At 63.9% G+C, this 227-nt stretch carries 1 pseudogene; it reads left to right on the top strand.

The features are described 5' to 3' along the window. Positions 1 to 227 (top strand): annotated as a pseudogene (gene glnA / locus E0702_RS18560) (glutamine synthetase); the annotation flags it as partial.

Raw genomic sequence — 227 nt, 5'->3', positions numbered from 1 at the left:
CAAGGTCTCCTTCGAGGTGGACGCACAGGATGCGGCCTGGAACTCGGATGCCGAGTACGAGATGGGCAACATGGGGCATCGGCCCGGCATCAAGGGCGGCTATTTCCCGGTCAACCCGATCGACGCGGCGCAGGATCTGCGCTCGGAAATGCTGTCGACCATGAAGCGCATGGGGATGAAGGGCGACAAGCACCACCACGAGGTGGCGTCCTGCCAGCACGAGCTGG

The organism is Halomonas marinisediminis (genome assembly GCF_004347715.1).
GTDB classification, from domain to species: Bacteria; Pseudomonadota; Gammaproteobacteria; order Pseudomonadales; family Halomonadaceae; genus Halomonas; species Halomonas icarae.
This window is presented reverse-complemented; position numbering and strand designations above follow the sequence as displayed.